Below are 17,518 nucleotides of genomic sequence, written 5' to 3' on the forward strand. Positions count from 1 at the left end.
ATGGAGTTTTTAGAGATACCAATTTTCGATGATGATTTTTTTAAAATGGGATTCCGGTTTCTAATAAATTTAGGGTTTCTTACCTTAATTATTCGATATCTGTATTACACATCATCTCGACGGAAAGATTATCTGTTTACGTTTTATATGATAAGTTTTATTGTATTCTTTTTGTGTTTTACGCTTAAAAAATATGAATTAGATATTGGTATGGCGCTTGGGCTTTTTGCCATATTTGGTATAATCCGGTATAGAACCGATGCTATTGCTATAAAAGAAATGACCTATTTGTTTGTGGTTATTGGGATATCCGTAATGAACTCGTTGGCGAATAAAAAAATGAGTTATGCCGAAATTCTTTTAGCGAATACCGTAGTTGTTATTTCAATAGCTATTATAGAAAAATTTTGGCATCTAAAGCACGAGGTTACTAAAGAGGTGGTTTATGAAAATATTGAAAATATTAAACCCGAAAATCACGCTTTGCTTAAAGCTGATTTAGAAAACAGAACAGGGTTGGTAATAAATGAAATATCTGTTGGAAATGTAGATTTTTTAAGAGACACTGCAGTGTTAACTATTTATTATTATAACAAGAGATAATATGAAGAGTCAAATTAAACATATAAAGTTAAGGCGGTGTTTTTTATTAAATACTACACTAATTATTATGCTTAGCGGTTATTTAAGTTTTGGACAATCTGGAGATAGTGATTGGGGATCTTGGAATACTATAGGTTTAGAGTATAAATTAGATAAAAAATGGACGTTTAGTTTAGAAGAGCAACTTCGGTTAAAAGAGAATATATCTGTTGTAGACGAATATTTTACGCAGTTGGGTGCCGAATATAAACTGTTTAAAGGTTTTAATCTCGCTGGAGGGGTTCGGTATATTCGTCAAAATGATAATCAAGGAAATATTCAGGGTTACGAAAATCATTTTAGGTATAATATCGATGCGACTTATAAACACGATATAGATAATTTCACTCTTGGTTATCGCTTACGCTATCAGAATAAAAATGAATTAGGCGTTTCTGCAGCAGAGGGAGATTACGCCAATCAAAATATAAGACTAAAAGCATCTATAGAATACAATATTAAAAAGTGGAAATTAGATCCTAAATTTTCCGCAGAATTATTTAATCATTTTGAAAAGGAGGATGATAATGGTTTTAGTAAATACCGATTAACGTTTGGCACCGATTATAAAATTAAAAAAATTGGAAAAATTGGAGTTTTCTATCGTTTTGAAAAAGAGTTAAACGTGGATTTACCCGATGTTACCAATATTATTGGCTTAAAATTTATATATACAATCAAAAACAAATAATTATGAAGAGAATTAATTTAAAAACAACAACAATAGCTTTTTTGAGTATAATAACCATGGGACTGTTTTTACTTATAAGCTGCTCGAGTAAAGAGTCTATTACTGATAGTGAAGATGAAACTAGTGAAGCTGAGACTGAAGTTGTAATCGATGATGCAGATTTTGAAGCTACAGACTGGACGGTCGATACGCACTCTAAAGATGCAGATCCTAATTTCGATGAGGTGTTTGAAGATGATGCTGTAAAAAGAATAGATATTGTAATATCGGAAGATAATTGGGATGTTATGATGGATGATATGGAAGATTTATATGGAACTTTTGGAAGGTCTCGAGGTAATAGTTTTTCAGATGAAAATCCTGTTTTTGTTCCTGCTTCAGTGTTTTATAATGATATTGAATGGTATAAAGTAGGCGTTCGTTTTAAAGGTAATTCGAGTTTAGCAAGTTCTTGGGGTTCGGGTATTTTAAAATTATCATTTAAATTGGATTTTGATGAATTTGAAGATGATTACCCACAAATAAAAAACCAACGTTTTTATGGTTTTAAAAAATTAAGTCTTAAAAATAATTATTTAGATAAATCTATGTTACGCGAAAAAGTAGCAACAGATATTTTTAGAAACGCTGGTTTAGTGGCTTCGCATACGGCATTTTACAAGGTTTATGTAGATCATGGTGATGGACCCGAATATTTTGGGGCATATACTATGGTTGAGGAGGTAGATGACACTGTTATAGATACACAATACAGTGATAACGACGGAAATTTATACAAGCCTGACGGTGATGCAGCAAGTTTTGCTAGCGGAAGTTATGATGAGGATGAGTATGTTAAAAAAACGAATGAAGATGAAGCTGATTTTTCTGATGTTGCAAACTTATTAGATGTCTTACATGATAGTTCTAGAACTTCCGATGCAGCGGCATGGAGAGCAAGTTTAGAAACTGTGTTTGATACGGATGTATTTTTAAAATATTTAGCTGTAAATACAGTTATTCAAAACTGGGATACTTATGGTAGAATGACGCATAATTATTTTTTATATAATAACCCAGATACTGGGAAATTAAATTGGATTCCTTGGGATAATAATGAAGCGCTTCAAACAGGGAATCAAGGCGGTTCATACGCTTTAAATTTTCAAGGTTTAAGTTCTTCTTCATGGCCATTAATAGGGTATTTGTATAGCGATGAAGTTTATAAAGCTCAATATGACACCTATGTTCAGGAAGTTGTAGATGGGCCTTTTAATACTACAACTATGCAAGCTTTATACGATTCGTATGCTATTTTGTTAGAAGAAGCTGCGACTTCAGAGGTAGATGGGTATACTTTTTTAAGTTCGAGTTCCGATTTTCAATCTGCAATAAATACATTAAAAAGTCATGTGTCTAGTAGAGCGTCTGCTGTGTCTAGTTATTTAGACGAATAGAATTGTTTTTTTTTTGATGAAACACCCTTTAAATGTTATGTTTTTAGGGTGTTTTTTTATTCATATAAATAAAAAAAAATAAAATATCGCAAGTTTATTTTTAGAATGGCATCTAAAAAATATAATCAACATAGTATAACTTTAAATATAATATTAAAAATGAAAAAGGAAATTAAAAAAATAGTGCCGTATTCGAGCTTTTTAGCTTTGATATTAATGTCGGTACTTGCGTGCAGTAGTAGTGAGGATAGCAGTTCTGAAGAAGCTGATAGTGATGAAGAAGGAGAAGCAGTAACAGAATTACACGCTGCTTTTGCAGCATTTAATTCAGATGCGGTTACGGCTATTTTATCTGATGATGGTACGGAAGTTTACATTGAAACAACTGGGTATCCAGACCATACCTCAGTGTATTGGGAAACAGATAATGCGCTTTATATCGATGAGCCAGATGTTTCAAAAACAACTCAAGGCACTTATATAGGTGGTGGACAAGGTGAAGCTGCAAGTTTTACAGTTGATGCTACGCCAGACTTAACAGGGGCAACTGTTGCAACACAATTAAATACTATTGGTATAGCGGTTAGTGGAGCGTCTATATTTAATGATCAAGAGGGTGCAGGAGATTTAGATGAAGCTGCCGGAAGTTTAGATTGGGCTGGAGCTCATAAAGGCCCTGGTGTGTATCATTATCATTTAGAGCCTACACCGATTACTAGTGATGATGATAGTTTAGTTGGTATATTGCTAGATGGTGTTTTTATTTATGGAAGACAGTGTAGTTCAACAGGAGGAACGCCTACAGATTTAGATGCTTCAGGTGGTCATACATCTATTACACAGTATACAGATGGTGCAGAAGAGTATCATTATCATATTATCAATGAAGTGTATGCTGCAGGTAATTATGCGTATACACCAGCGTATGTTCTTTTTGCAGGACCGTTTCAAGGATACTAAATTTAAAAAATATGAAACCAATTATTTTTTTTATGCTTATTGCTTTTTCAATCACGAGTTGTGAAAAAGGTATATCTAACAAAACAGTTAATGCCGTTGTTGGTGAAGATGAGTTAATCGTTATTGATAGTGTTGAAGTTTTAAAAGAAGAATTGGTTCTTAATGGAAATAAAGGCATCTGGTATTATAACGATAAGCCTTATAATGGTTATTCTTTAAAGTACCACCCAAATGGCGTTTTAGAAGAAAAATGGGGTTTTTATAATGGTAAAAGAGAAGGTGTTGCCAAACGTTGGACTAAAAACGATAAGCTTCAATTAGAGTCTTATTATAAAAATAATCGGTTAGTAGGTAGTTATAAGACTTGGTGGGAAAATGGCCTTTTGTCAGGTGAAACTTATTACGAAAACGGCGTTAAGCAAGGTGTTGAAAGAAAATGGTTTTCAGATGGGCAATTGAATAAATTAAGAAATTTTGTTGATGGAAAAGAACATGGTTTTCAAAAAGCTTGGTTAGCTAATGGCAAAATGTATGTTAATTATGAAGCTAAAAATGGTCGTGTTTTCGGAATGAGAAGAGCAACCTCATGTGTTAGATTAGAAGATGAAGTAGTTATTAGGAAAAAATAATGTTATGAAATATCTATTTATTATAGTGTTGCTGGTTTTTACAGGTTGTAAGAATGAAGTTAAAAAAGAAAATATTAAAGTTGTTGAAAACAGTAGAGTAGATTATTTACCGTATTACAATGATGAATCTTTTACGCCACATTGGTTAACGCCAAATACGGAAGAAGAAAAAACGTTTCATAAAATTCCAGATTTTTCATTAACAAATCAGTCAGGAGAAACAGTTACTCAAAATACTTTTGAAAATAAAATTTATGTAACCGATTTCTTTTTTACAACATGCCCAGGTATTTGTCCTAAAATGACAGGTAATATGGCGAAAATTCAGGAAGAATTTAAAAACGACGAAGACGTCTTGTTGTTATCGCATTCGGTAATGCCAAGTACGGATTCTGTTAGTGTTTTACGTGCGTATGCTAATAAAAATGATGTTATAGATAATAAATGGCATTTAGTAACGGGTAGTAGAAATGAAATTTATGCTCTTGGAAGAGATCATTATTTTGTTGAAAGTGATTTAGGAGAAGTAAAAAGTATTGATGATTTTTTACACACCGAAAATTTCTTATTAATAGATAAGAATAAACATATTAGAGGGATTTATAATGGTTTAAATAGAGCTTCTATGGCTCAATTAATAACAGATGTTAAAGCTTTGAAAAAGGAAATTTAATAACTATTTGAGTCAGTCAAATTTTTGTAGTAAATTAAATTTTGTTTAATAGCTCTAAAGGCTCCATGCGTAATGCTGGAGTCTTTTTAATTTTAAGTAAATTTGTGTTTATGAAGAAAATGAGCCTTACTATTTTATCTGTTGTGTTGTTGCTTTCTTGCGGAAATGTAAAAAACATTAAAACTAAAAATATAACTTCTGTTGAAATTGAACATATATTACAAGATTCACTTTTAAACGTTAGAGCTTTGGAGATTGTAAAAGAAACTAACGGTGCTTTCTTTTTAACTTCAAGCGGAAAGGCTGGGCATATTTTCGAAAGTAAACAAGACAATAAGATAAGCGTGGTATACCCCATTGCTATAGCGCCAGATTCTATAAAGAATAATTTTCGATCGCTTGCATTAACTTCAAAAAACGGTTTTGCCTTATCTATTGAAAGTCCTGCACGATTGTATAAAATTAAAAATGATGAGAATACGCTTGTTTATCAAGAGAATCATCCAAAAGCATTTTATGATGCGCTCGATTTCTGGAACAATCAAGAAGGAATTGCTATTGGAGACCCTACTGATGGGTGTTTGAGTATTATAATTACAGGAGATGGTGGTAATAATTGGAGTAAAGTTCCTTGCGAAAACTTGCCTAAAGCTAAAGAAGGTGAAGCGGCTTTCGCTGCAAGTGATACTAATATAGCTATTGTTGGAAACAGTACTTGGGTAGCAACAGGAGGAAAGTCTAGTCGAATTTTATATTCCTCTAATAAAGGAAAAACATGGGAGGCTATTGAAACACCTGTTATACAAGGAGTAGAAACAACAGGTGTATATTCTATTGATTTTTATGATAAACTGAATGGTTTTGCTATTGGCGGCGATTATACGCAGCCAGAAAATAATGTGGCAAACAAGATTAGAACTGCCGATGGTGGAAAAACATGGCAACTTGTTGCTAGTGGTAGAAATCCTGGATATCGAAGTTGTGTGCAATACATTCCTAACTCAAACGGGGAAAAGCTTGTTGCTGTCGGGTTTAAAGGTGTTGATGTTTCTAATGATGCTGGTAATACATGGCAACATATTAGCGATCAAGGTTTTTATACTATAAGATTTGTTAGTGATTCTGTCGCTTATGCAGCAGGAGCAGGTAAGGTATCTAAGCTTTGCTTTAAATAGACGACTTTTCTTCATTTATAATATGTGATTTTTCTTTTTATGTAGGAAAATTAGTGTTTTTTGTTTATTTTTAGAATTGTTAACTCTGTTAAAATAAACCTCATTTATTTAGAATTTGATAAAATTGATATATTATTTTTGAATATTTTACATTTTTTTAAAAAACGTTTAAAGTACGTTAAATGCCTTATTTTGCTAGTGGTTTAAGTTACTTTTAATTTATTTCCTTTTTGTAATTCATTGTTTTATAGGGTTTTGTTGAGATTATGTTTGGAAATATAAGATATATTTATCTATATTTGTCAAACAAACGTCCAAAGTACGTTTTATAAAATAACTAAACTAAATATTGAAATCATGAAACTACCACAACAAAAAATTAGACAAAACTCTAATGCCTTTTCTAAACTTGGCGTGAGTTTAAACATTTTTAAAATAGTATTATTAACTGTACTTTTTATTAGTTTTAATACTGTTCAAGGGCAAGACGATTTAGTAAATGATGATTACAAAGCCTTTAGTGCTGGAGCTCATGTAAAAAACATGCACTTATGGCATGGATTTGTGGTGCATCCAGGGGCTATGATTGCAACTAACCTAGAGTTTAATTCAAGAGATGCTAAATTTACTTTTGGAGTATGGGGCGGTGCGAGTTTAACAACAGTAGATGTTACTAATAAAATTACAGGTGAAAATGTTGGTGCTCATTATCAAGAATTTTCTATTTATACAAAATATCGTTTTTCTGATAAGTTCTTTATCGAAGCGGTTACTCACAATAACTACACAGGTGTAGAAGAGCGTGGTGATGTATTGCATTACTGGAGTTATGATAAAACACAAGGGTACAACTTTGTAGATCTTAACTTTGGTTACAATGTTACTCCAAACACGTTATTATACTTTGCTACCATTCTTGGTGGTGGTTCTGGAGATTACGAAGTGCAAACCGATGGGTCTTTAGAAAATTCTTGGACACATTATTTTGAAGTTAGTAGTAAAGTATGGGAAAAAGACGATTCTAGCTTATCTTTATTTGCAGGTGGCGCATGGTCTTTTGTTACAGATAAAACATTTTATACAGAAGGAGCAGGGAATTTAATAAACGTAGGGGCAACCTTTAGTAAAAACGTTAAATTAGGTAACTATAATTTGCCAATTGGAGTTACGGCAATGTGGAATCCAGAAAAAGAGAAAACAGTACTTCAAGTAGATTTTACAATTTTTTAATCATCAATAACTAAATAAAATAACACCTTAAACCATTCATTATGAAAACAAAAAACAAAACATCCGTTCTAAAGCAAATCCTTAAACCATTAATGGTATTTGCTTTAATTTTTAATTTATCTAGTTGTGTAGAAGAAACAGGATCTACAAGTGCTACAGTAAATTCTGCTGAAGAGACAGGGGTTACTGTTGCAAGTAATGTCGATTTAACAGGAAAGAAAATCGGGTACTGTACACCGTCTTTAAATGCGCCGTATTACCAAGCATTATTGCAAAGTATTAAGTCGAATACAGAAAAAAATGGTATGGTATTTTTATCTGCGGATGGTCAAGATGATATTAATAAACAAATAGCTGCGGTAGAAGATTTAATAACTAAAGGTGTTGATGCTTTATTGTTGAATCCAAAAGATCCTGATGCTTTGGTTGGAGTTACAAGAGTAGCAAAAGCAGCTGGAATACCAGTTTTTATTATCGATAGTTCTATAGATCCTTCCGCGGATTACGTAACTACTATTCAGTCTAATAATTTGGCAAATGGTGAGTTAGCAGGAGAATGGCTTGTTCAAAAAATGGGAAGTACTAAAATGAATATCGCTTTATTGAGTGGTAATGCCGGTAACCCTGTTGGAAGAACTCGCAAACAAGGTTTATTACAAGGTATTACAGAAGAGCAATTAAGAACGCAAGGTAAAATTGATTTAAACATTGCAACTCAAGCTTATACCGAATGGTCTTATGCTGGTGGTTTAAAAGCGATGGAAGATATTTTAGTAGCGCATCCAGATATTAATGTGGTAATTACAGAGTCTGATGTTTGTGTTTTAGGAGCTATTAAAGCCATTGCTCAAGCTGGTAAAACTGACGATATTTTAATTGTTGCTGGTGCCGACGGACAAAAAGAAGCCATTAAATATATTATGGATACAGATTTTTATGGTTGTACGGCTATGAATAGTCCAGTACAAATTGGTAAAAATGCTGTTCATTATGCTATTGAATATATGAATGGGAAAAGAGATTTTAAGAAAACATCATTTACAGCGCCTTTATTAATTACGAAAGAAAACGCTGCTAAATACTATAACCCAAAAGCCTTATTTTAATCTCTAAAGCTAGTTTATATGAAAACTTCGAATAGTGAATATAGAGTTGAAATGATCGGAATATCTAAAAGTTTCGGTGTGGTTTCTGTACTCGAAAATGTAAACTTAAGAGTAAAGCCTGGTGAGATCCACGCTTTACTTGGCGAGAATGGTGCGGGAAAATCTACTTTGGTTAAAATTCTTAGTGGTGTGCATCAAAAAGATTATGGAAAAGTAATTTTAGATGGAGAAGAAATTAGTCCAAAAAACACTCACGATGGCCAGGTTTTAGGAATTAGTGTTGTGTATCAAGAATTATCATTGGTGAATGATTTATCGGTAGCCGAAAATATTTATCTGCACAAACTTGGTGCAAGTAAATTTTGGATGAATTGGAAACAAATAACTAAAGATGCTCAGGAATTAATTGATTCTTTAGGTTTTGAAATTGATGCATCGGCAAGAGTTAGAGATTTAAGTATCGTTCAAAAACAAGTGGTTGAAATAGCCAAAGCGCTTTCCGAAGACACTAAAGTTTTAGTGTTAGATGAGCCTACTACGGTTTTCGATCCAACGGATACTAAAAAATTATTCGACAACCTTTTCAAATTAAAAGCAAAAGGAATTTCGATTATTTATATCTCACATCATTTAGATGAAATTTTTAAGATAGCAGATTCTGTTACTGTGCTTAGAGATGGCGTAGATACAGGAACAATGGCGGTTGCAGATACGGATACCGATGGGGTAATTCGTTTAATGATTGGGAGAGAATTGAAAGATTTATATCCTGCTCGTGATGTTCAAATAGGTGAAGTTCCAATTTTTGAAGTTAGAAATTTAACAGCAAAAGATACTTTAGTTCACGATGTATCCTTTTCTGTACGTCCTGGAGAAGTTCTTGGAATTGCAGGTTTAGGTGGAAGTGGAAGAACGGAAACAGCGAAACTTATTTTTGGAGCGCATAAGAAGAAATCTGGTACTTTAATTTTAAACGGAAAAGAAATAGTAACAAATACACCAGTATGTGCTGTTGGGCATCAAATTGGTTTTGTTTCAGAAGACAGAAAAGAAGATGGTGTGTTTTTACCACTTTCAATTAGACGAAATATTAGTGTAACCAATTTTACGGGTATTTCGGGGAAACTAGGCTTTATTAATGTTGAGAATGAGTATAAAAATGTGTTAGGTTTAATTGAAAAATTAAGCATAAAAACACCAAGCTCAGAGGTAGACGTTAAAAACCTAAGTGGTGGAAATCAGCAAAAAGTAGCTTTAGCTAAATGGTTAAGTATTGATAGTAAAGTTATTTTTATTGACGAACCTACTCGTGGCGTAGATGTTGGAGCCAAAATTGAAATTTATAACCTTATTAATGAAGTCGCCAAAAAAGGCGTTGGGGTTGTAGTTATCTCTTCCGATATGCCAGAGATAATGGGTATTGCAGATCGTATTTTGGTCATGCATGAAGGTACAATCTACGGAGAATTAACCAAAGATAAATTTTCCGAAGAAAACATTTTGCGCTATTCTATTGGCGAATCACTAAAATTAGTAGTCTAACAAAACTATACCAAAAAACAAAGTCATGGCATTAACAATAAAACAACAACTAAGTAGCCCGGGAGGCATACTTAAGTTTATCGTAAAACATAATACAATTTTCATTTTTGTATTGCTGGTTATTTTTTCAGCATTAATTTCCGATGTATTTTTTACATCAACAAATCTTTCAAATTTATTAAAACAAGTATCAGGTATTGGTATTATTAGTATCGGTATGTTAATTGTGATTTTAACTGGGGGCATCGATTTATCCGTGGGGTCCATGGTCGCATTATTAGCGGTAACTTTTGCTATTTTGGTTAATGTTGTCGTTTTACCACTAGCAATTTTACTAACCATTATTATTGGTTTTAGTTTAGGAAGCGTCTCGGGTTATCTGGTCGCATATCAAAAAATGGCACCATTTGTCGCTACTTTGGCTTTAATGACGATTGCTAGAGGATTAGGGTTTATTTACTCTAAAGGATCTCCAATTACATTTAAAACTCCAGGAGGTGAATTTATGTCAAATTTCGCAAATAATTCTACAATTGGTATTCCAAATATTGCCATTGTATTCTTTTTAATCGTGATTTTTGCTATGGTGATGCTGCGTTACAACGTATTTGGTAGATTAATAATTGCCATAGGAAGTAACGAAGAAGCTTCGCGTTTATCTGGTATCAAGGTTAATAAATACAAGTTTTTAGTTTATGCAATCTCTGGGGCTTTAGCTGCAACAGCTGCTATAATTGTAGCTTCTAGAACTAATTTAGGGTCTCCAAATATGGGTATGGCTTGGGAGCTAGATGCTATTGCTGCCGTTGTAATTGGTGGTGCAAGTTTAAATGGAGGAAAAGGATCTGCTATTAATACATTAATGGGTGTGCTTATTTTAGGTTTAATTGGTAATATTTTAAATCTATTAAATGTACCGTCTTATCCACAGCAAGTTGTAAAAGGAGCTATCATCATTTTTGCTGTATTACTTCAACGTTTTGATAGCAAATAATACTTATAAAAAATGAAAAATTTAAAATTAAATAACCAGAACTTAACAAGGTTTGAGGGTGAGGTTGCTATCCCTAAATATAACAGGGATAACGTAAAGGCAGGAATTGTGCATGTTGGTATTGGTGGGTTTCATAGATCGCACGAGGCGCTCTATACCGATCAATTATTGCATAACGAATCAATTAAAGATTGGGGTATTTGTGGTGTAGCATTGCTAGATTTTGATACTAAAATATATAATGCTTTAAAAGAACAAGACGGTTTATATACATTGGTTGTAAAAGAATTGGATGGGTCGTTAACCAAACGCATTATTGGTTCTATTGTTGAGGTTTTATACGCACCTGAAAACCCAATGAAAGTGATTGAAAAAATGGCAAGTCCAGAGGTTAAAATTATTAGTTTAACTATTACTGAAGGAGGTTATAATTATGATGAAGCTACGGGGGAATTTAATTTCGAAAATCCGTTAATTAAACACGATATAGAACATAAGCAAACACCAAAAACTATTTTTGGTTATTTAACGCAAGCATTAAAACTACGTAAAGAACGTGGTTTAAAAGGTTGTACAATTCAGTCCTGTGATAATATTCAAGGAAATGGACATATGACCGAAAAAATGCTTTTAAGTTATGTAAAATTTGCAGAACCAGAATTGGTATCTTGGATAGAAAAAAACGTGTCGTTTCCAAACGCTATGGTCGATAGAATTACACCGGCTACTAGTGCTGTAGATATTTCAAATTTAAAAGAAACATCGGGAATTGATGATGCTTGGCCAGTGGTTTGCGAACCTTTTAAGCAATGGGTTATTGAAGATGATTTTATTGCTGGTAGACCAACTTGGGAAAATGTAGGTGCTCAATTTGTTGAAAATGTAGAGCCTTATGAAAAAATGAAACTTCAATTATTAAACGCAGGGCATTCAGTTTTAGGAATTCTTGGTGCTTTAATGGGCTATGATACTATAGATGAAGCAGCGAATAACCCGAGTATAAATGCATTTTTAAGAGCATATATGGGTAGGGAAGTAGCGCCTATTCTAAATAATTTAAAGGGTGTTGATCTTGAAAGTTATGAGGTGTCATTGCTTCAACGTTTTGGTAATATTTATATAAAAGATCAAATAGATCGAATTTGTTCAGAAAGTTCGGCTAAATTTCCGATATTTATTTTACCAACAGTAAATGCACAGCTAAAATCAAACGGTAATGTTGAGCATGCAGCTTTTGTAACTGCGGCATGGGCTGTTTACAGTTTGGGTAAAGATGAAAAAGGAAAAGCTTTAAATATTAAAGATGCAATGAAGTCTGTTTTAAATGAAAAGGCTATAGCGTCAAAAGTAGCCCCTATTGAGTTCTTGAAAATAGAATCTATCTTCGGGAAATTAAAAGATTCTAAACCTTTTTCAGAAGCATTTACGTGTGCATATAAAGATATCGTGAAAAACGGTGTTGAAAAGTGTATTTTGGAAATAAATACGAATCGTGTAAATTTTATATAAAATGGCAAATATCACTTGTTTTGGAGAAGTATTGTGGGATGTATTTCCAACCCATAAAAAAATTGGAGGAGCACCTTTAAACGTAGCTGTTAGGTTGCAATCTTTTGGGAACAATGTGTCTATGGTTTCCCGTGTTGGTGAAGATGAAAAAGGAGCTGAAATTCTTGATTTTTTTAAAACTAGAGGGGTAAATACGGAAGGTGTTCAAATCGATTCGGTAAATAAAACTGGGAAAGTAAAAGTGGTTTTAGATGAAGAAGGCTCTGCATCTTATGATATTATGTTTCCTAGAGCTTGGGATAAAATAGAACTTAGCAATCAAGCCAAAACTATAGTTTCTAACTCCGATGCATTTGTATTTGGGAGTTTAGCTGCTCGCGATGATATTTCGAGAGAGACACTTTACGAGCTTTTAAAATTAGCGAAGTATAAAATCTTTGATGTTAATTTAAGGCCTCCGTATTACACGGTAGAGGTGCTTAAGTACTTAATGAGTCAGGCCGATTTTGTCAAGTTTAATGACGATGAAATTATTGAAATAGCGAAAGAATTAGGTTTTATATCTCAATCTTTAGAGGAGATTATTCAGTTTGTATCTAAGGAAACAGCTGCAAAAACTATTTGTGTAACTAAAGGAGGTAGTGGTGCTATTTTGTATGTAAACAACACGTTTTATTATAACGGTGGTTATAAAGTTAAGGTTGTAGATACTGTAGGTGCTGGCGATTCGTTTTTGGCATCTATTATAACACAATTATTAAATAAAAACGCACCGCAAGAAGCTTTAAACTTTGCATGTGCCGTAGGCGCAATTGTAGCGAGCAGCGAAGGTGCAAATCCAGAAATAAAAAAGGACGCTATTGAAAAAATGATTAATAGTTAAGAATTTGTTTTTTGTTAATAGTGATTGAGAAGCTTTATGAATTTGGTCATAAAGCTTTTCTTCTTTTATAACTTTAAATCAAATTAGCGTTGAAATTTATAATACTTTCTTTAATATTATGCGTCCTTATGTAGTTTAAGTATTTTAAATATTTTGTAGTAAAAAGTATATTCGAACTTAAATCTTTAAAAATAGATTTTATTTCTAAAAATTTAAGAGGGTGTTGTTGTGAGAGCGCCGACATTCTAATTAATGTATTACTAATAGAATCCTCAATGTTATAATGGTTTCCTTGATCGTCGATACCGTCATTATATTTACACCATGCAGCTATAATAAAGGCTATTCTGTTAAATGCATTTTCTTCTTCTTTAAGTTGAATATTTAAAGTTGATAAAATAAATATCGGAATTTTTGCCGAACTTTCACTGCAAATCCTAGACAAGCTATCATTTATATTTGGGTTTTTAAATCTAGAAATTAGTGTAGTTTTGTATTCTGCTATATCTATTTTTTTTGCTTTAACTAAAATTGGAGCAACCTCAAGATCCATGAAATTTTCTAGAAACAGCATAAAGTCAGTGTCATTGGCTGCTTCTTGCACAGTTTTATAGCCATGCAATGTACCTAAAATACCTAAAACACTATGCCCGGCATTTAAAAGCTGTAATTTCATGTTTTGGTAAGGCGCAATATTTTTTACAAATTGAACACCTACTTTTTCCCAATTTGGTTTTTCGTTATAAAAATTATCTTCAATAACCCATTCTGTGAAAGATTCGCAAACCACAGGCCATTGGTCTTCTATAAAAAAATCGTTTTTTAAAGTATCAAGATCTTTATGGTGCGTTAAAGGTGTAATCCTATCCACCATTGTATTTGGGAAAGTGGTATTGTTTTTTAGCCAAGGCAATAAATCTGGTTCGTTTTTTTCTACATAATTTAAAAACGACTGTTTCATGGTATCCCCATTATTTTTTATGTTGTCGCAAGATAGAATAGTGCAACCTAGCAATCCACGAAGTTTTCGTAATTTAAAAGCTTGTGTTAAATAGCCAAAAACAGTTTTTGGATTAAAAGGATTAACAATATCTTCGGCAACTGCTGGGTGTTTTTGGTTGAATTCACCTGTTATTTCATTTAAATGGTAGCCATCTTCAGCAATAGTAAGCGATATAATTTTAATATCTGGGTTAGCTAAACGTTCTATAACCGCCATTGGGTTTTCTGGCCCAAAAAAATACTCGATAATAGAACCTATTATTTTAGGTTTATGTAAACTGGTGGCATCTTTTGTAATTAAGGTGTAAAACCCATCTTGATCCTTTAAAACATTGTATGTTTTTCGATCAGAATCTAATAAGTCAATACCGCAAATACCGTAATTTAATTCATGATGTTTTTCAATTAAATCGTGCATGTAATTTGCTTGGTGAGAACGATGAAAATTGCTTACTCCAATATGTGCAATACTCGTTTTAACTTGATCTCTGTCAAACAAAGGTGTAGAGGCGTTTTCTTTTATCGCTTCTAGATTTTCCATGTTTAAATATAAAGAATTCGGCATGTTGTTGTTGGTATTGTCTAAGCGTTTAAAATCTTTTTAAATTTACATAAAAAAATATTGATTTACATTGAAAATTTGCGGTTTCATTGTATATTACAGAATAAGAAAATGTTTTATTGTTTTTTTATTTTAGAATTTTTGAAGATGAAAAATGGATTTTAGGAAGCGAGATAATGTATCTGTAGATTGTGTGATTTTCGGGTTGAATGAGGATGGTTTAAACGTTTTATTACGAAAACGAACACTTAATATGTTTGATGAAGATTATCCGGTAATTGATGACTGGATGCTTACTGGTGGCCGAGTTTTTATTAGTAAAACTTTGGAAGAATCTGCTAATATTATTTTTAAAGGTATAACAGGCTATAATGAGTTTAATAGAACTCAATTTAGAACATACGGAAATCCAACACGGTTAAAATCTGATAAAGATTTACTTTGGGTACGCAGTCATGGAGTAAAAACGCAATCGATGACGATTGCCTATTATTTTGCACAACCAATGGATTGTATTGAGGCTAATGAAAAAGAATTTAAATGGTTTTTTATCGATGCTTTGCCAGAGTTAGGCTTCGATCATAGTAAAATTATAAAAGACGCACATGAGGATTTGCAACAAAAAATTATGGTAGAGCCTATAATTTTTGACTTAATGCCTGATAAATTTACTTTAAATGAATTGCAATTTGCTTTTGAATCAGTTTTGGAAATTGAGTTGGATAATCGGAATTTCAGAAAAAAAGTATTAAAAAAAATATATATCGTTCCACTTAATGAAACTAAAAAAGGAACGGCTAAAAAACCATCTAAATTATATGTTTTTAGCCGTGATGTGTATGATAAAGTCTCCGAAAAGGATTTTATCGTTAATGTATAATCCTTGTTTATTTTAAAATATTACTTTTTTTGTTCATGTTTACGTTTTTTGTATTCATCAAAAAGCTTTCGGTTAAAATCGTCTTCGGTGGCTTTAAGTAATATAATTTTTCTGGGCGAAATAATTTTTTTTAAATTAACAATTAGATTTACACGCTCCGTGTGTAACTTATCTTCAGCTTCTACAAATTTATCTAATAATTCTTTAGCTTTTTCATCGGTTATAGTTGTAGCGTTTTCTTTTATTTCTTTTCGAATAGCGCGCATGTCTTCATATTTACATTTTCTCGAGTTTTCATCGTATGTATTATAAATAGGCCAAAATGCTTGAGCTTCTTTAGCTGTTAGGTCTAATTTTTCTGTAATAAAAGAGACCTTTAGAGCTTGTATGCGTTCTCGATCTTTATGTTGTGCAAATACACTTACTGTAAATAAGAGTATAAATAGGGTTGAAATATATGTTTTCATATTTTTTATTTTATAATTAAATCTTCCATGGACGCGTTTTCTAAAAAATAACCTTCCATAGCTTCGTCTGTAAATTCTAAATACTCAAAGTCTTCTTCCGAAATATCGTCCACTAATAATAGAGTAGCAATTTCGTAAGAGCCTACATTTTCATCTAAAATATAATTCTCGACAGTATCAATGTCTAAAGAATCCCAATTTGTTTGTTTTTCAAAAATTGAAAGATTGAACAGTAATAAAACTGCTGCAGCAATACTCGAAATGTAAAGTAGATTCTTTCTGTTGAATAAAGGAATTACTTTAGTCGTTTTTTGTTCTGAAACTTTATTTAAAATACTGTTTTCTAAAGAATCAAAATAACCTTCTGGAGCTTTAAAACCAGAATCCCTAGCTACTTCATTAAGCTTTATTTCGGCCATAAAACGATCTTCAAGATTATCGAAATAATCTTTCGGAGCTTTTAAGCCTGAGTTAGTTATGTTATGTATTTTATTTGTTTTCATCTTACTATTAAGACTTGTATTTTTTTAAAAGGTTTAATCTTGTGTTAAAAAGGTTTCAATTTTTTTTACAGCTAAATGATACGATGCTTTTAGCGCACCTTCACTTGTTTCTAAAATTTCCGACATATCTTTATATTTTATATCTTCAAAATATTTCATATTAAATACTAATCGCTGCTTTTCTGGTAGCGTAGCAATGGCTTGTTGTAATTTTAATTGAATGGCATCTCCTTCAAAATACACATCGGATGTTAAGTTATTAATGACTAATTGCTGTACTTCTTCGTTGCTAGTTTGTAAACGTTTTGCATTTTTATTGATAAACGTGATAGATTCGTTTGTTGCTATACGATACATCCAAGAGAATAGTTTACTGTCGCCTTTAAAGTTATCTATATTTTTAAAGATTTTAATAAATGTATTTTGCAACACATCATCAGTATCATCATGCGATTTTACAATATTTCGAATATGCCAATATAAGCGTTCTTTATATAGCGTTATCAATGCTCTAAAGGCTGCTTCTTTATGGGTTTCCGATTTTAATTGCTCAATGAGCTGTACTTCGTCCGTCACTAAAACTTCTTTATTTTTTAGACTCATAAATATACAAAAGGTTTAATCTTAAATGTTT

At 32.2% G+C, this 17,518-nt stretch carries 18 protein-coding genes; 14 read left to right on the top strand and 4 right to left on the bottom strand.

Going from position 1 to position 17,518, the window contains the following annotated elements:
• From GQR97_RS11075 to GQR97_RS11135, 13 genes are all read left to right on the top strand, one after another.
• Entirely contained in the window at window positions 1-603 is a 603-nt protein-coding gene (locus GQR97_RS11075; protein ID WP_158848357.1) for a DUF4956 domain-containing protein, read from the top strand.
• A gap of 67 nt (window positions 604-670) precedes the next feature.
• On the top strand, window positions 671-1,333 hold the full coding sequence (locus GQR97_RS11080; RefSeq protein ID WP_158848359.1) for a DUF2490 domain-containing protein: 663 nt from the start codon (window positions 671-673) through the stop codon (window positions 1,331-1,333).
• 2 nt (window positions 1,334-1,335) lie between these two features.
• Complete coding sequence (locus GQR97_RS11085) at window positions 1,336-2,769, top strand: CotH kinase family protein (RefSeq protein ID WP_158848361.1); 1,434 nt, start codon at window positions 1,336-1,338, stop codon at window positions 2,767-2,769.
• A gap of 159 nt (window positions 2,770-2,928) precedes the next feature.
• Window positions 2,929-3,729, top strand: coding sequence for a YHYH protein (locus tag GQR97_RS11090; RefSeq protein ID WP_158848363.1), 801 nt, complete (start codon window positions 2,929-2,931; stop codon window positions 3,727-3,729).
• Between the two features lie 11 nt (window positions 3,730-3,740).
• Entirely contained in the window at window positions 3,741-4,358 is a 618-nt protein-coding gene (locus GQR97_RS11095; RefSeq protein ID WP_199269843.1) for a toxin-antitoxin system YwqK family antitoxin, read from the top strand.
• A gap of 4 nt (window positions 4,359-4,362) precedes the next feature.
• Window positions 4,363-5,031, top strand: coding sequence for an SCO family protein (locus GQR97_RS11100; RefSeq protein WP_158848365.1), 669 nt, complete (start codon window positions 4,363-4,365; stop codon window positions 5,029-5,031).
• A 110-nt stretch (window positions 5,032-5,141) separates the two neighbouring features.
• On the top strand, window positions 5,142-6,206 hold the full coding sequence (locus tag GQR97_RS11105; protein ID WP_158848367.1) for a WD40/YVTN/BNR-like repeat-containing protein: 1,065 nt from the start codon (window positions 5,142-5,144) through the stop codon (window positions 6,204-6,206).
• A 357-nt stretch (window positions 6,207-6,563) separates the two neighbouring features.
• Window positions 6,564-7,436, top strand: coding sequence for a hypothetical protein (locus GQR97_RS11110; RefSeq protein WP_233267523.1), 873 nt, complete (start codon window positions 6,564-6,566; stop codon window positions 7,434-7,436).
• Between the two features lie 41 nt (window positions 7,437-7,477).
• Window positions 7,478-8,542 carry a substrate-binding domain-containing protein gene (locus GQR97_RS11115; protein WP_158848369.1) on the top strand — a complete coding sequence of 355 codons (1,065 nt, stop codon included), beginning with the start codon at window positions 7,478-7,480 and terminating at the stop codon, window positions 8,540-8,542.
• Window positions 8,543-8,560: 18 nt separating this feature from the next.
• Window positions 8,561-10,084: a sugar ABC transporter ATP-binding protein gene (locus GQR97_RS11120; RefSeq protein WP_158848370.1), complete on the top strand. Its 1,524-nt coding sequence runs from the start codon at window positions 8,561-8,563 to the stop codon at window positions 10,082-10,084.
• 25 nt (window positions 10,085-10,109) lie between these two features.
• On the top strand, window positions 10,110-11,078 hold the full coding sequence (locus GQR97_RS11125; protein WP_158848372.1) for an ABC transporter permease: 969 nt from the start codon (window positions 10,110-10,112) through the stop codon (window positions 11,076-11,078).
• Between the two features lie 12 nt (window positions 11,079-11,090).
• On the top strand, window positions 11,091-12,587 hold the full coding sequence (locus GQR97_RS11130) for a mannitol dehydrogenase family protein (RefSeq protein WP_158848374.1): 1,497 nt from the start codon (window positions 11,091-11,093) through the stop codon (window positions 12,585-12,587).
• 1 nt (window position 12,588) lies between these two features.
• Window positions 12,589-13,470, top strand: a complete 882-nt coding sequence (locus GQR97_RS11135) for a carbohydrate kinase family protein (protein WP_158848376.1) — start codon at window positions 12,589-12,591, stop codon at window positions 13,468-13,470.
• Window positions 13,471-13,543: 73 nt separating this feature from the next.
• Here the strand turns inward: GQR97_RS11135 and GQR97_RS11140 are convergent, their stop codons facing one another.
• Window positions 13,544-15,013 carry a mannitol dehydrogenase family protein gene (locus GQR97_RS11140; protein ID WP_233267524.1) on the bottom strand — a complete coding sequence of 490 codons (1,470 nt, stop codon included), beginning with the start codon at window positions 15,011-15,013 and terminating at the stop codon, window positions 13,544-13,546.
• Window positions 15,014-15,188: 175 nt separating this feature from the next.
• Between GQR97_RS11140 and GQR97_RS11145 the strand changes: the two genes are divergently transcribed.
• Window positions 15,189-15,914, top strand: coding sequence for an NUDIX hydrolase (locus GQR97_RS11145; RefSeq protein WP_158848380.1), 726 nt, complete (start codon window positions 15,189-15,191; stop codon window positions 15,912-15,914).
• Between the two features lie 20 nt (window positions 15,915-15,934).
• Here GQR97_RS11145 and GQR97_RS11150 read toward each other — a convergent pair whose 3' ends face one another.
• From GQR97_RS11150 to GQR97_RS11160, 3 genes are read right to left on the bottom strand one after another with little or no spacing between them, the layout of a single operon-like run.
• The gene (locus GQR97_RS11150; RefSeq protein WP_158848382.1) at window positions 15,935-16,381 is read right to left on the bottom strand and encodes a Spy/CpxP family protein refolding chaperone; all 447 of its coding nucleotides are present in this window, start codon (window positions 16,379-16,381) and stop codon (window positions 15,935-15,937) included.
• Between the two features lie 5 nt (window positions 16,382-16,386).
• The gene (locus tag GQR97_RS11155; protein ID WP_158848384.1) at window positions 16,387-16,884 is read right to left on the bottom strand and encodes a hypothetical protein; all 498 of its coding nucleotides are present in this window, start codon (window positions 16,882-16,884) and stop codon (window positions 16,387-16,389) included.
• Between the two features lie 33 nt (window positions 16,885-16,917).
• Complete coding sequence (locus tag GQR97_RS11160) at window positions 16,918-17,487, bottom strand: RNA polymerase sigma factor (RefSeq protein WP_410488926.1); 570 nt, start codon at window positions 17,485-17,487, stop codon at window positions 16,918-16,920.
• Between the last annotated feature and the right edge of the window lie 31 nt (window positions 17,488-17,518).

The organism is Algibacter sp. L1A34, assembly GCF_009796805.1.
Lineage (GTDB): Bacteria > Bacteroidota > Bacteroidia > Flavobacteriales > Flavobacteriaceae > Algibacter.